Source organism: Microbacterium sp. ZW T5_45 (assembly GCF_044987415.1).
Taxonomy (GTDB): domain Bacteria; phylum Actinomycetota; class Actinomycetes; order Actinomycetales; family Microbacteriaceae; genus Microbacterium.
In genome coordinates, this window is record NZ_JBJDRJ010000007.1 from 89,275 (window position 1) to 102,217 (window position 12,943).

At 68.2% G+C, this 12,943-nt stretch carries 13 protein-coding genes; 5 read left to right on the forward strand and 8 right to left on the reverse strand.

Annotated elements, in window-relative coordinates; translation table 11 throughout:
* Window positions 1-12: 12 nt before the first annotated feature.
* The 4 genes from ACI3KS_RS05390 to miaB are packed head-to-tail and all read right to left on the reverse strand — an operon-like array spanning window position 13 to window position 3,519.
* A complete protein-coding gene (locus tag ACI3KS_RS05390) occupies window positions 13-477 on the reverse strand; it encodes a GNAT family acetyltransferase (RefSeq protein ID WP_404915989.1) in 465 nt (154 codons plus the stop codon).
* Window positions 474-1,031, reverse strand: coding sequence for a dihydrofolate reductase family protein (locus ACI3KS_RS05395; protein WP_404915991.1), 558 nt, complete (start codon window positions 1,029-1,031; stop codon window positions 474-476). Before ACI3KS_RS05395 ends, ACI3KS_RS05390 begins: the two co-directional genes overlap by 4 nt.
* A 32-nt stretch (window positions 1,032-1,063) precedes the next feature.
* The gene (gene miaA, locus ACI3KS_RS05400; protein WP_404915993.1) at window positions 1,064-1,975 is read right to left on the reverse strand and encodes a tRNA (adenosine(37)-N6)-dimethylallyltransferase MiaA; all 912 of its coding nucleotides are present in this window, start codon (window positions 1,973-1,975) and stop codon (window positions 1,064-1,066) included.
* Window positions 1,972-3,519, reverse strand: a complete 1,548-nt coding sequence (gene miaB / locus ACI3KS_RS05405; protein WP_404915995.1) for a tRNA (N6-isopentenyl adenosine(37)-C2)-methylthiotransferase MiaB — start codon at window positions 3,517-3,519, stop codon at window positions 1,972-1,974. Before miaB ends, miaA begins: the two co-directional genes overlap by 4 nt.
* A gap of 180 nt (window positions 3,520-3,699) precedes the next feature.
* Between miaB and ACI3KS_RS05410 the strand changes: the two genes are divergently transcribed.
* Genes ACI3KS_RS05410 through ACI3KS_RS05430 form a run of 5 tightly spaced genes read left to right on the forward strand, consistent with a single transcriptional unit; the run spans window position 3,700 to window position 9,937 of the window.
* Window positions 3,700-4,965, forward strand: coding sequence for an efflux RND transporter periplasmic adaptor subunit (locus ACI3KS_RS05410; protein WP_404915997.1), 1,266 nt, complete (start codon window positions 3,700-3,702; stop codon window positions 4,963-4,965).
* Window positions 4,962-5,699, forward strand: a complete 738-nt coding sequence (locus ACI3KS_RS05415; protein ID WP_404915999.1) for an ABC transporter ATP-binding protein — start codon at window positions 4,962-4,964, stop codon at window positions 5,697-5,699. The genes ACI3KS_RS05410 and ACI3KS_RS05415 overlap by 4 nt, the downstream gene beginning before the upstream one ends.
* Window positions 5,696-6,928: an ABC transporter permease gene (locus ACI3KS_RS05420; protein ID WP_404916001.1), complete on the forward strand. Its 1,233-nt coding sequence runs from the start codon at window positions 5,696-5,698 to the stop codon at window positions 6,926-6,928. The genes ACI3KS_RS05415 and ACI3KS_RS05420 overlap by 4 nt, the downstream gene beginning before the upstream one ends.
* 25 nt (window positions 6,929-6,953) lie before the next feature.
* On the forward strand, window positions 6,954-7,832 hold the full coding sequence (locus ACI3KS_RS05425; protein WP_404916003.1) for a hypothetical protein: 879 nt from the start codon (window positions 6,954-6,956) through the stop codon (window positions 7,830-7,832).
* Window positions 7,829-9,937 (forward strand): HlyD family efflux transporter periplasmic adaptor subunit, encoded by a 2,109-nt coding sequence (locus ACI3KS_RS05430; RefSeq protein WP_404916005.1) that lies wholly within the window; start codon window positions 7,829-7,831, stop codon window positions 9,935-9,937. The genes ACI3KS_RS05425 and ACI3KS_RS05430 overlap by 4 nt, the downstream gene beginning before the upstream one ends.
* A gap of 78 nt (window positions 9,938-10,015) precedes the next feature.
* On the opposite strand, the gene ACI3KS_RS05435 is transcribed toward ACI3KS_RS05430, so the two are convergent.
* The 4 genes from ACI3KS_RS05435 to ACI3KS_RS05450 form a co-directional block, all read right to left on the reverse strand.
* Window positions 10,016-10,915: a regulatory protein RecX gene (locus ACI3KS_RS05435; RefSeq protein ID WP_404916007.1), complete on the reverse strand. Its 900-nt coding sequence runs from the start codon at window positions 10,913-10,915 to the stop codon at window positions 10,016-10,018.
* Between the two features lie 77 nt (window positions 10,916-10,992).
* Window positions 10,993-12,036, reverse strand: a complete 1,044-nt coding sequence (recA, locus tag ACI3KS_RS05440) for a recombinase RecA (protein ID WP_404916009.1) — start codon at window positions 12,034-12,036, stop codon at window positions 10,993-10,995.
* A gap of 262 nt (window positions 12,037-12,298) precedes the next feature.
* Window positions 12,299-12,523 (reverse strand): DUF3046 domain-containing protein, encoded by a 225-nt coding sequence (locus ACI3KS_RS05445; RefSeq protein ID WP_404916011.1) that lies wholly within the window; start codon window positions 12,521-12,523, stop codon window positions 12,299-12,301.
* A gap of 18 nt (window positions 12,524-12,541) precedes the next feature.
* Window positions 12,542-12,850: a helix-turn-helix domain-containing protein gene (locus ACI3KS_RS05450; protein ID WP_404916013.1), complete on the reverse strand. Its 309-nt coding sequence runs from the start codon at window positions 12,848-12,850 to the stop codon at window positions 12,542-12,544.
* Window positions 12,851-12,943 lie beyond the last annotated feature (93 nt).

A 12,943-nucleotide genomic window follows, 5' to 3' on the forward strand; every position in this document is an offset into this window, starting at 1 on the left:
AGGGAAGCGTCGCTATGCGTCGGCGATGAGACGCTTGCCGGTGTTCGAGACGTCGAAGCGCTCATAGCCGAGCGCATCGTAGAAACCGAGGACCTTCTCGTTGCCCCCGCGCACCATCAACTGCACCTTGGGGCACCCCATCCCGAGCAGCAGCCGCTCCGCCTCGGTCACCAGCGCGCGGGCGACGCCCTGTCGGCGGTGTGACTCGGCGACGGCGAGGTAGTACAGCCATCCGCGATGCCCGTCGTAGCCGGCCATGACGCTGCCGACGATGCCGCCGTCGCCCGTGGCCACCTTCGCCTCCGCGTCGGGTCCCGCTTCGGTCTCCGCCACGAGGAAGAGCTCCGGCTGCACCTCGAGCTTGCGTCGGATGTCAGCCCGAGGGTCGTTCCACGGACGGGTCAGGCCCGCCTGCTCCCAGAGCCGCACGACCGGCTCGATGTCATCGTTCCGGAACGGTCGCAGCATCCACGTCATTCCGTCGACTCTACGGGCTCTCCCTTTTCACCGGAGACCACGCGATACCGTCCGCAGAGGAACGCGCGATTGCGGGCGACCTCGAGCAGTTCGAGATCGAGAGCGCGCGGCAGCAGCGGCGCCCCCGACCCCAGCGTCACCGGTGCGAACTGCACCCAAACCTCGTCGAGCAGTCCGGCGTCCGCGAACTGTCCGGCGAGGTCACCGCCTCCCACGACCCAGAGATCCGCGCCCGCTGCGGCGCGCGTCATCTGCTCGTGCACCGCACGCACGTCGTCGTGGGTGAGCCGCACGTCGGCGCCGTCCGGCAGCACCAGATCGCGATGCGTGAACACCCACGTCGGCTGCGCATAGCCCCAGCGCCCCTCCTCGTGGCGCATCACCCACTCGTAGGTCGATGCGCCCATCGCGAGAGCGCCGACGCGCGTCTCGAACGCCTGGTATGCCATCGGCCCGTTCTCGTCGATGTCCTGGGACAGCAGCCAGTCGAGCGAATGGTCGTCGGTCGCGATGAAACCATCGAGGCTGGAAGCCGTGTAGAAGATCGTCGTCATGCTGGCATGCTCTCAGGGGCCACCGACATCGATCAGTCCGCGAGCAACCGCTCAGCGTCGACGGGAGCGGAGTGCCATTCCAGGCCCGGGTAGCGCTTGAACCACGACACCTGCCTGCGGGCGTATCGACGGGTGAGCGCCTGGGTCTCGGCGATGGCCTCGGCCTCGCTCGATCGGCCGTCGAGCTGCGCCAGCGCCTGCGCGTAGCCGATCGCGCGACGCGCCGTGACACCGCTTTCGAGTCCGTGCTCACGAAGCGCCCTGACCTCGTCCACGAGGCCGGCGGCCCACATCCGCACCACCCGCGCATCGAGACGTTCCACCAGCTCGGGTCTGTCCACGTGCACGCCGATGAGACGGGTGCGCGGGTACCAGAGCTGCGGCGTCTCGGGAAGAACCGCCCCGTGGGTCGCGCTGCCCTGCTCGATGACTTCGAGAGCACGGACGATGCGACGTCCGTTGTGCGGGTCGACCCTGGCGGCGGTCTCAGGATCGGCGGCCCGAAGCCGACCGAGCAATGCCGCGGCCCCGTGCGCCTCGAGCTCTGCCTCGAGTCTCGCCCTGATCTCGGCATCCCTCGGCGGGAACCGGAAGTCGAACACGACGCTCGAGACGTACAGACCAGACCCGCCGACGAGGATCGCATCACCCCCACGTGCGTGGATGCCCGAGATGGTCTCGCGCGCCAGCGGCTGGTACCAGGCGACCGCAGCCTCCTCGGCGACCTCGCGCACGTCGAAGAGATGGTGCGGGATGCCGCGACGCTCGGAGGGCGAGAGCTTCGCCGTGCCGATGTCCATCCCGCGATACAGCTGCATCGCGTCGACGTTGACGATCTCGGCGGGGTTGCCTCGCTCGCGCAGACGCTCGGCGAGATCGAGGGCGAGGTCGCTCTTGCCCGTGCCCGTCGCACCGACGACCGCCCACAGGCGAGGTCGGGTCACACTCCCACGCGCAGGGTCGGCAGACCCAGCGAGACCGCCCGTGGTGTGCCGTCCGATGCCGGCGTCGGCACCGCGCACGACTCGGCCTGCGAACGATCCCAGGCGTCGCCCCCGCGCGTCCGCCGGATGCGCAGCGGCGCACCGGTCGGGTCGTCCGCGAGCAGGTGGAACGGAGCTGCGTGCGTGATCCTCACCGTCACCGCATCGCCCGGGCGCGGATGCTCGGAACCGGCGGTGACCTCGAAGTGCACGAGACGGTTGTCCTTCGCGCGTCCCGTGAGACGGTGGGTCTCGGCATCCTTCTTGCCCTCGCCGACCGACACGATGAGCTCGACCTCTCGGCCGACCTGCTTCTGGTTCTCCTCCAGCGAGATCCGCTCCTGCAGGGCGATGAGACGGTTGTACCGGTCCTGGACGATCTCCTTGGGGATCTGATCCTCCATCGTCGCCGCCGGAGTTCCCTCGCGGATCGAGTACTGGAACGTGAAGGCACCGGAGAACCGGGACAGCTCGACCACACGCAGGGTGTCCTGGAAGTCCTCCTCGGTCTCGCCGGGGAAGCCCACGATGATGTCCGTGGTGATCGCGGCGTTCGGGATGCGCGCGCGCACCTTCTCGATGATGCCGAGGAAGCGTTCGCTGCGGTACGAGCGTCGCATCGCTTTGAGGATGCGGTCGCTTCCCGACTGCAGAGGCATGTGCAGCTGCGGCATCACGTTGGGCGTCTCGGCCATCGCGTCGATGACATCGTCCGTGAAGGCCGCCGGATGGGGGCTGGTGAAGCGGACGCGCTCGAGACCCTCGATCTCACCGGTCGCACGCAGGAGCTTGCCGAACGCGAGACGATCGCCGAACTCGACGCCGTAGGAGTTCACGTTCTGGCCGAGCAGCGTGACCTCGATCGCGCCGTCCTCCACGAGCAGCCGGATCTCGTTGAGGATATCGCCGGGGCGACGGTCCTTCTCCTTGCCCCGCAGGCTCGGGACGATGCAGAACGTGCAGGTGTTGTTGCAGCCCACAGAGATCGACACCCACCCGCTGTGTGCGGAGTCGCGCTTGGTCGGCAGCGTCGAGGGGAAGACCTCGAGGGACTCGAGGATCTCGAGCTCGGCATCGCCGTTGTGGCGCGCCCGCTCGAGAAGGCCGGGGAGCGAGCCCATGTTGTGGGTGCCGAAGACGACGTCGACCCACGGTGCCTTGTCCAACACGGCCTGCTTGTCCATCTGCGCGAGACATCCGCCCACCGCGATCTGCATGCCGTCCTTGCGGCGCTTGACCGCGGCGAGCTGGCCCAGCGTGCCGTAGAGCTTCCCCGCGGCGTTGTCGCGGACCGCGCAGGTGTTGATGATCACGACGTCGGCCTCGTCGCCGATGTCGGCTCGCACGTAGCCGGCACTCTCGAGGGAGCCGGAGAGGCGCTCGGAGTCGTGGACGTTCATCTGGCACCCGAAGGTGCGGACCTCGTACGTACGCTGACGCCCATCGAGGTCCACTGCTGCCGACGACGCGGAGATGATCGTCGGTTCACTGCGCGGAGTAGTCATGATCCCTCGATTCTACGTTCGCCGTCCGTCCGATCCGCTCAGGCGTCTCCACAGAGTTCATAAGCAGATCATCATCTCCCCTTACGAATCGCATCATCGCGATCCCTAGCGTCGACCACGTTGACCTGCCGCGCCTCCGGGCGCCCTCCACCCGCACACCCGACAGGAGACGACGCCGCAATGAGCGCTCGAACCTTTCTCGCACGCTTCCGGCGGCGCACCAAGATCATCACCGCTGCCGCCGCCCTGACCGTCGCAGCAGTGGCGATCTGGGTGTTCGCCTTTCTGCTCCCCTCGCAGGACACGGCCGGCGAGACCATCACCCAGACCACCACCGCGAGCCTGCGGACCCTCGAGAAGACAGTGGACGCCAGCGGAACCGTGACACCCGCTGTGCAGGAGGACATCGCGTTCGCCGTCTCCGGCACGGTCACCGCGGTCAATGTCACCGCCGGCCAGACGGTCGCCGCGGGCGATGTGCTCGCAACCGTCGACACGCTCCAGCTCGAAGCCGACCTGCTCGACGCGAAGGCCACCCTCGCGGAGGCGCAGGCGACCCTGGCGGATGCCGAGGACGCCGATTCCTCGGATGCTCGCATCAACGCCGCATCCGCCGCCGTCGACGTCGCACAGTCGAGCGTGGACGCGGCGAACACCGCGATGTCGGACGCCATGCTCGTCGCCCCCGCCGGCGGCCTCATCACCAGCGTCGGCGTCGCCGTCGGCGACAGAGTGAGCGGATCGTCGTCCGCGTCGAGCTCGAGTCCCGCCTCATCGACCGGATCCTCCGGCGGAGCGGCCACTCCCGGCTCCACGTCGAGCAGCTCCGGGTCCTCGTCGAGCACGACGAGCAGCAGCGCTTTCACCCTGGTGAGCACCACATCATGGAGCCTGGACGTCTCGGTCGGCGAGACGGATGTCGCGAACGTGCAGGTCGGCCAGCAGGTCGAGCTCACCGACGACGACGGCAACGAGTACTTCGGCACAGTCTCCGAGGTGGGTCTGCTACCCAGCACGTCGAGCGGTTCCGCTCAGTACCCCGCGACGATCACCATCACGGGCGATGGCGAGGGCCTCTTCGACGGGATATCCCTCACCGGCTCGATCGTCTACGAGCGCCGCACGGACGTTCTCGCCGTGCCGTCGGCGGCGGTGACGACGACCGACGGAACGAGCACGGTCACCGTCGTGGACGCGGACGGCGCGCAGTCCGAGGTGACCGTCGAGGTCGGCGAGTCGAGCGGTCAGTACACCGAGATCCTCTCCGGCATAGCCGAAGGCGACGAGATCGTGGTGGCGAGCTTCACTCCGGGCGAAGGCAACACCGGAACCGGAGGCTTCCCCGGTGGGGACAGCACCGGAGGCTTCCCCGGCGGCGACAGCACCGGAGGCTTCCCCGGCGGCGGAACGGGTCAGATGCCCGGCGGACAGGGAGGCGCCGAATGAGCGGCATCCTCGTCGACGATGATCCCCGAGCCGGCCGTCCCTCCGACGGGGACGCGGTCATCGAGCTGATCGATGCGCGCAAGACCTACCGCACCGGCGACATCGAGTTCGAGGCGCTGCGCGGCATCGACCTCCGCGTCGACGAGGGCGAGTACCTCGCGATCATGGGGCCCTCCGGCTCGGGGAAGTCCACGCTGATGAACATCCTGGGGTGCCTCGACGTGCTCACCTCCGGCTCCTATCGACTCGGCGGCGAGGATGTCGCAGAACTGACCGAGACGACCCTCGCGCGGGTGCGCAACCGAAGGATCGGGTTCGTCTTCCAGCAGTTCCACCTGCTTCCCTCCCTGTCGGCTCTGCGCAACGTCGAGCTGCCGCTCGTCTACGCGGGCATCGGGAAGGAGGAGCGCCGGGATCGCGCGGAGGCGGCCCTGCGGCGCGTGGGCCTCGGCGAGCGGCTCGCGAATCGACCCAGCGAACTCTCCGGAGGGCAGCAGCAGCGCGTCGCCGTGGCGCGGGCGCTCGTCGGCGACCCGACCATGATCCTCGCCGATGAGCCGACCGGAAACCTCGACTCGCAGTCCACCGCGGACGTCCTCGGACTCCTCGACGAGTTGAACGATTCGGGGCGCACCATCGTCCTCATCACGCACGAGCTCGAGGTCGCGGAGCGCTCCGGACGCGTCGCGCTCGTCCGCGACGGCATGATCCACGATGACGAGGTGACGGCATGAACTGGTCGGAGACGCTCGCCACCGCGTGGCACGCCATCCGTTCGCACACCCTGCGCTCCCTGCTGACGGTTCTCGGCATCCTCGTCGGAGTCGCCGCGGTCGTCGTGACCGTCGGCCTCGGCCTCGGCACGCAGAAGGACGTGAGCGAGGAGATCAGCTCCCTCGGCAGCAATCTCCTGATCGTCTCCCCCGGCTCCAGCACGGACTCCAGCGGCGTGCGAGGCGGATTCGGCACGTCGACCACGCTGACCGCGTCCGACGCCGAGGCCTTGGATTCCGAGATCGCGGCCCCCGACGTGCAGAGCGTCGCGCCGGAGAAGACGTCGTCGCTGTCGCTCGTGGCGAACGACACGAACTGGACGACGACCGTCACCGCGACGACGACCTCATGGCCCGAGGTCCGTTCCCGTGAGCCGGCCGTCGGCGAGTTCTTCAGCGAGGAGGACTATTCGACCAGTGCGAGCGTCGTGGTTCTCGGCTCCGAGACCGCCGACGAACTGTTCGGCACGACGAACGTCGTCGGACAGTCCGTGACGATCGACGGATCGAGCTTCGAGATCATCGGCGTCCTCGAATCCGCAGGGTCGAGTTCGTCGACGAACCTCGACGACGCCGCGATCATCCCGCTGACGACCGCCGCGAGCACCGTGATGGGAGGCACCACAGCGTCGGCCGTGAACACCATCTACGTGAAGTCCGCGTCCGACGAGGTGCTGTCGGCCGCTTATCAGGAGGTCGAGTCGATCCTGCTGAACGTTCACGGCATCACCGACGCCGACAGCGCCGACTTCACGCTCGAGAGCCAGGATGCTCTCGTCAGCACCGCCACCTCGATCTACCAGACGCTCACCGTGCTGCTCGCCGGGGTCGCCGCGCTGTCGCTGCTGGTCGGTGGCATCGGAGTGATGAACATCATGCTCGTCTCCGTCACCGAACGCACTCGGGAGATCGGACTGCGCAAGGCGCTCGGAGCCCCACCGGGAGCGATCCGCAACCAGTTCCTCCTCGAGGCCGCGGTGCTCGGCCTCGGCGGAGGTCTGGTCGGCGCGGTCCTGGGCATCGTCGTCGCCTGGCTGCTGCCGGGCATCATCGGCAGCTCGGTCGTCGTCTCGGTGCCCATCGTGTTCGTGGCACTCGGGGTCGCGGTCGCCATCAGCCTCACTTTCGGGGTCTACCCCGCCACGCGAGCCGCACGGCTCGTTCCCATCGATGCTCTCCGCAGCGAATGACACCTCCTTCGAAAGGACACCGTTCATGACACTCTCCACATCCTCCCGACTGCGATCCCTCGTGCTCGCCTCCTCGCTGCTCCTCACCGGAGGGATGCTGCTCGCCGGCTGCGCAGCCGCGAACGCAGACCCGGAGCCCACCTCGACCGAGCAGTCCACGACGGATGCCGCACAGACTCCGAGGACGCCATCGGGGGTCAGCGGCCTCATCGCCTCCGCAGAGGACGGGCTGTTGCAGGTGCAGAGTTCCGACGCGCAGACCGCGGTCCGCTACACCGACGAGACGACCGTGACCAAGAGCGTCACGATCGACACCTCGACGATCACGGTCGGCTCGTGCGTGACCGCGATCACCGACGAGGACGGCACGACGGCCAGGTCGATCACGGTCACGGATGCTGCCGACGACGGCACGTGCTCGCTCGGCGGTGGCGGCGGCTTCCCCGGAGGAGACAGCGCGGGTATGCCGACCGACGGCGAGCGACCCGAGGCGATGCCGACCGATATGCCCAGCGGCGCGCCCGACGGCTCCGCTGACGCCGAGGGCTTCCCCGGCGGAGAAGGAGGCGGCTTCGGCGGATTCACGAGCGGAACGGTGACGGCCGTGGCCGATGGCGTCCTCACGGTCGAATCCACGGGCTTCGGAGACGACGCCGAGACCACGACGACCGACATCACCGTCACCGCGGATACGACGGCGACCGGGACGGTGGCAGCGACGACCGCCGACATCGCCACGGGACTCTGCGTGACGGCCGCGGGCGAGGCGGACGACGCGGGCGGATATGACGCGACGTCGCTGTCGCTGTCGGATGCCGACGAGAACGGCGAGTGCAGCACGGGATTCGGCGGGTTCCCGGGCGGCGGCGCTCCGGGCGTCATGGATCAGGGAGGCGACGAATGAGTGACGACGACCTGTTCGACGACCTGAAACATCACGACGTGAATCAGGGCGAGCCGGATCCGGAAGCGCGCGCTCCCTTGTCGCGTCGCCTCGGCGTCGGCGCGCGTGCCGTGTTCGGTTCGCGCCGCAACCGTGTGATCGCAGGTGCCGCCGCTACGGCGGTCGTCCTGGCCTCCGTATCGGGTGCCGTGTACGCGGCGACGCAGAGCGACTCCGGAAACTACCGGACGGCGGAGGCCGAGGTCGCCGACGTGTCGGAGACCCTCGCGCTCAGCGGACAGCTCGCATCGAGCAGTTCAGTCGACGCCGCTTTCCAGGTGGCCGGAACCGTCTCCGAGGTGCAGGTCGTCCTGGGCGACACCGTCGAGGCCGGCCAACAGCTCGCCACGCTCGACGGCACAGACCTCGACGACGCCGTGACGTCGGCCGAGGACGCGGTCGCCAGCGCCGAGCAGACGCTCGAGGACGCCCTCGACGCCCAGGCATCGGGAACGGCGAGCATCTCCAGCACGTCGGACACCTCCGGCACGTCGTCGGCACCGTCCAGCGGATCGACCGGGTCCGCGGGGACGTCGTCGACCTCCGGCTCGTCCGAGACTCCGAGCACGTCGCAGAACGGGTCGGGTGGGAGTGGGGCGGATGGTTCCGCGACAGCGGATGCCGCTCGCGCGGTCTCCGAGGCGCAGCAGACGCTGCTCGCGCAGTACGACGCGACGACGGCCGCCGGCGACGCGTCGACGACCGCCTTCGTACAGGCGCAGGAGATCTGCGCGCCCTTCCTCTCCGCGACGCTCACCGTGAGCGACTCCGATGGTGAGGGCTCGGCACCGGATGCCACGGACACCTCCCCGGAGGAGGGCAGCGTCGACGGCACGACCCCGGCGGACGGGAGCACCGGAGACACGAACGCCGAGGGAACGGGCACGGACGACACCTCGTCGGACGGCACCGATCAGGCCGCCGCCCTGCAGGCGGCACTGGAGAGCGCACAGGGGCGGTTGAGCGAGTGCCAGGCCGCGGTGTCCGCGACACAGGATGCGCAGACCGCGACTGCGTCGGCGAACACCGCACTGACGGATGCCGCGACAGCGCTGAACGAGAAGGTCGCAGCGCTCCAGGTGCTTCTGACCGCGGATTCAGGCGCCGGAAGTGCTGCCTCGACGTCGCAGACCTCCGGGAGCGCGTCGAGCTCCGCAGCGGATTCGGCGGCGTCATCGACGGCGCCCGACACGACCGCGAGCAGCGGCTCCGGCACCACGACATCCTCGCCGTCGGGAGCATCGTCGACCATCGGAGCCGAAGCCTCCGGCGTCGCCGGCGCGCCCGGCACCGTCACAGCGGAGCAGATCCTCGCGGATCAGGCCGCGATCGACCTCGCAGAGGCGCAGCTCGCGATCGCGCAGCAGAACGTCACCTTCGCGTCGCTGACCACGCCGATCAGTGGCACGGTGGTCCAGGTGTCCCTCGCCGCCGGCGACAGCGTGTCCGCCGCATCCGATTCCGCCGTGATCACCGTGCAGAGCGACGGCGGCTACGTCGTCGAGACGACGGTCTCGCTCAGCAAGATCGCGAAGGTCGCAACCGGGCAGACCGCTGAGGTCTCTCTGCCCGCGTTCGACTCGACCTACACCGGCGAGGTGTCGTCGATCGGGGTGCTGAACGTCTCCGAGACGTCCACGCCCTCGTACACGGTCACCGTCGCCGTGGACGCCGACGACTCTCCCCGGATCGGGGCGACGGCGAACCTGGAGGTCGATCTGTCGGACGCGTCAGGAGTGCTGACCGTCCCCACATCGGCGATCACCCGATCCGGCTCCTCAGCGACGGTCACGGTCCTTCAGGACGGCACTGCACAGCAGGTCTCCGTGTCGCTGGGTGCGGTCGGCTCGGAACGGACGGAGATCCTCGATGGTCTCGAGGAGGGTGATGTCGTCGTCCTCGCGGACCTCGATCAGGTGATCACGAGCGACGACGAGACCAGCACGGGTCTCACGGGTCTCGGTGGCTCCACCGACAGCTCCTTCCCCGGTGGAGACTTCTCCGGCGGTTTCCCTTCGGGAGGATTCCCCTCCGGCGGTGACGCGCCGACCTTCCCCGCGGGATGAGCTCGGCCACACCATCGATGTCGACCGTCCTCACCTCGGAGCGCTCTCCCTGTCGAGAGCGCTCCGAGGCGAAGACCGTCATTCGAAACGGACGCCGGATGACGGGCGAGCGGAGTAGTTCTCCGCGACGACGGCTCTGAGAACCGACGACACCACGCCACCGGGATACCCCCGACGTGCGAGTTGCCCGGACAGCCGCCGCTTCGCGGTCTCGGCATCGAAGCGTCCGAGAGAGCGCATCTTGCTCCGCGCGAACTCGAGGGCGCGTTCGTAATCGTCGTCGGGCACGTCTTCCAGAGCGGCATCGATCGTCTCTCGAGGGATGCCTCGCTGCGCCATCAACCGGGCGAGCGCCGTGCGTCCCTGCCCCTTTCGCTCGACACCCGATGTCACCAGCAGACTCGCCAGAGTCGCGTCGTCGAGGTAGCCGCGACGGCAGAAGTCATCGATCACATCGTCGATGCCCTCGCCCGGGAGGCGGTGACCCTCGAGATCGAAACCTCGCAGGATCGCTCGCGCCTCCGACTCCGACAGCGACCTGCTGCGGAGCTTGCGCACCAGCAGCGCCTCCGCGGCCTGACGCACCGTCTCGACATCGAGCACGTTCTCCGCAGAGGACTGCTCATCACCGGGCCCCTTCAGCGCACGCAGTCTCACCGGTCGACGCCCGGGCGCTCCGCCTGCCGGGTGATCTCGTCCGACGGCGTCTGCCGCGGACCGACCCGAGCGCGTCGTCCCGGTCGGTGCAGCCCACGTGGATCTCCACCCGCCGTCGGCTGCCTTGCGCTCTGCGGGGAGCGAGGCGTCGGAGACCACAGCCGGCGAGGACGGGGCCCCTACGGCATCGTCCTCTACGGCGTCGTCCTCTGGGGGGTTATCCCCTACGGCATCGTCGCTGAACGCGTCCGCGCGCGTCGCGGGCTGCTTCGCTGCTCCGAAGAGCGGGATGATCGGGGCGACATGATCGGACTCTTGCACTGTTCCACTCCTCCGGGAGATGACAGCGGCCGTCCGCGAGAGAGCGAGCTCTCACGGACGGCCGCGATGGATCATTGTCAGGCCGGGCGGCGCTCGGCGAGCTCGTCGGCCGGAGCGTCACTGGCCCCGGCGATGCCGAGCTTCTGCTTGATCTGCGTCTCGATCGCGAGCGCGATGTCGGGGTTCTTGATCAGGAAGTTGCGGGCGTTCTCCTTGCCCTGTCCGAGCTGGTCACCGTCGTACGTGTACCAGGATCCGGACTTCTTGACGATGCCGTGGTCGACTCCGAAGTCGATCAGGCTGCCCTCGCGGGAGATGCCGATGCCGTAGAGGATGTCGAACTCGGCCTGCTTGAACGGCGGAGCCATCTTGTTCTTGACGACCTTGACGCGGGTGCGGTTTCCCACGGCCTCGGTGCCGTCCTTGAGCGTCTCGATGCGACGGATGTCCAGTCGCACGGAGGCGTAGAACTTGAGAGCCTTACCACCGGCGGTCGTCTCGGGCGAGCCGAAGAAGACGCCGATCTTCTCACGCAACTGGTTGATGAAGATCGCCGTGGTCTTGGTCTGGTTCAAGCCACCCGTGAGCTTTCGGAGCGCCTGCGACATCAGTCGCGCCTGAAGACCGACGTGCGAATCGCCCATCTCGCCTTCGATCTCGGCACGGGGCACGAGTGCTGCGACCGAGTCGATCACGACGAGGTCGATCGCCCCCGAACGGATCAGCATGTCGGCGATCTCGAGCGCCTGCTCACCCGTGTCGGGCTGCGACACGAGCAGCTGGTCGATGTCGACACCCAGCTTCGCCGCGTAGTCGGGGTCGAGCGCGTGCTCGGCGTCGACGAAGGCGGCGATGCCGCCGGCACGCTGGACGTTCGCGATGGCGTGGAGCGTGAGAGTCGTCTTACCCGACGACTCCGGACCGTAGATCTCGATGATGCGACCCCGCGGCAGTCCGCCGACGCCGAGAGCGACGTCGAGGGCGATGGAACCGGTGGGGATGACCTCGACCGGTGCACGCTCGTCGCTGCCCAGTCGCATGACCGAGCCCTTCCCGAACTGGCGGTCGATCTGGGCGAGGGCCGACTCGAGGGCCTTCTCGCGGTCTGCGGTTGAGGGCATGATGTGTTCCTTCTGCTCGCGTGATGCCGCCTGTAGGCTGTCGCGGCCTCCCCCGGTTGGGGTGACTCTCCGACAAGGCGTATGACTCGGTGGCCATGTCTTCACCGTAGGCGGGGCCTCCGACATTGCATCGGAGATCCCGGAAACGGTGAAGAAGCACGTCTCCGAACCAGTTGTGCAGAACACTACGCCTCATCGAACACATCTTCGACATTGGCGATGCAACGGCGTGTCGCAGTCACGCACGACTCGAACACCGGGTTCAGCCTCGACGGGGCTCCAACCGGCCTGCTCCGTGGCGTCGCTCGAGCGGCACGTCCGCCGCCGCGCACAGCGCGAGCCAGATCTCTCGCGGCGGGACCCCGTCGTCAAGCGCCTGCGACGCCGTCCTCCCGGACAGCGTCGCGAGCACGAGGTCGTTCACGAGGGACGACGCACGTCCATCGAACTCCGCGTCGACGGCGCGCAGGAACTCACTACGGCGCATGAGAACCGGAAGACCCGGTCAGCGCAACGAGAGCTGCGGCTCGATCGACGCGACCAGCTCGTCAGGAACGACGTCCGGGAAGACCTGGAGGCCCTCGAGAACCGAGATGCGGTCGCCGACCTCGCGCATGATGGTCGAGATCGGCACGTCGAGAGCGTCCGCGACGGACGCGAGGATCTCGCTCGACGCCTCTTTCTGACCACGCTCGACCTCGCTGAGATAGCCGAGTGCGACCGATGCCTTACTGGCGACCTGGCGCAGAGTGCGCCCCTTCTGGAGACGGAAGTCCCTCAGCACGTCGCCGATCTCCTGTCGTACGAGAATCATCGGAACCTCCTCCCAATCCGGATCGTCGAGCCACGGCCCGACGGGAACGCCAGTCTAATACGACCAACTGCCACAGAATCTACCTTTTCACTC

Excerpts from the sequence above, each read along its gene's own strand:
- ACI3KS_RS05390 (WP_404915989.1), bottom strand. The coding sequence starts at position 477 with ATGACGTGGATGCTGCGACCGTTCCGGAACGATGACATCGAGCCGGTC.
- ACI3KS_RS05395 (WP_404915991.1), bottom strand. The coding sequence starts at position 1,031 with ATGACGACGATCTTCTACACGGCTTCCAGCCTCGATGGTTTCATCGCG.
- miaB (WP_404915995.1), bottom strand. The coding sequence starts at position 3,519 with ATGACTACTCCGCGCAGTGAACCGACGATCATCTCCGCGTCGTCGGCA.
- ACI3KS_RS05410 (WP_404915997.1), top strand. The coding sequence starts at position 3,700 with ATGAGCGCTCGAACCTTTCTCGCACGCTTCCGGCGGCGCACCAAGATC.
- ACI3KS_RS05415 (WP_404915999.1), top strand. The coding sequence starts at position 4,962 with ATGAGCGGCATCCTCGTCGACGATGATCCCCGAGCCGGCCGTCCCTCC.
- ACI3KS_RS05420 (WP_404916001.1), top strand. The coding sequence starts at position 5,696 with ATGAACTGGTCGGAGACGCTCGCCACCGCGTGGCACGCCATCCGTTCG.
- ACI3KS_RS05425 (WP_404916003.1), top strand. The coding sequence starts at position 6,954 with ATGACACTCTCCACATCCTCCCGACTGCGATCCCTCGTGCTCGCCTCC.
- ACI3KS_RS05430 (WP_404916005.1), top strand. The coding sequence starts at position 7,829 with ATGAGTGACGACGACCTGTTCGACGACCTGAAACATCACGACGTGAAT.
- recA (WP_404916009.1), bottom strand. The coding sequence starts at position 12,036 with ATGCCCTCAACCGCAGACCGCGAGAAGGCCCTCGAGTCGGCCCTCGCC.
- ACI3KS_RS05445 (WP_404916011.1), bottom strand. The coding sequence starts at position 12,523 with ATGCGCCGTAGTGAGTTCCTGCGCGCCGTCGACGCGGAGTTCGATGGA.
- ACI3KS_RS05450 (WP_404916013.1), bottom strand. The coding sequence starts at position 12,850 with ATGATTCTCGTACGACAGGAGATCGGCGACGTGCTGAGGGACTTCCGT.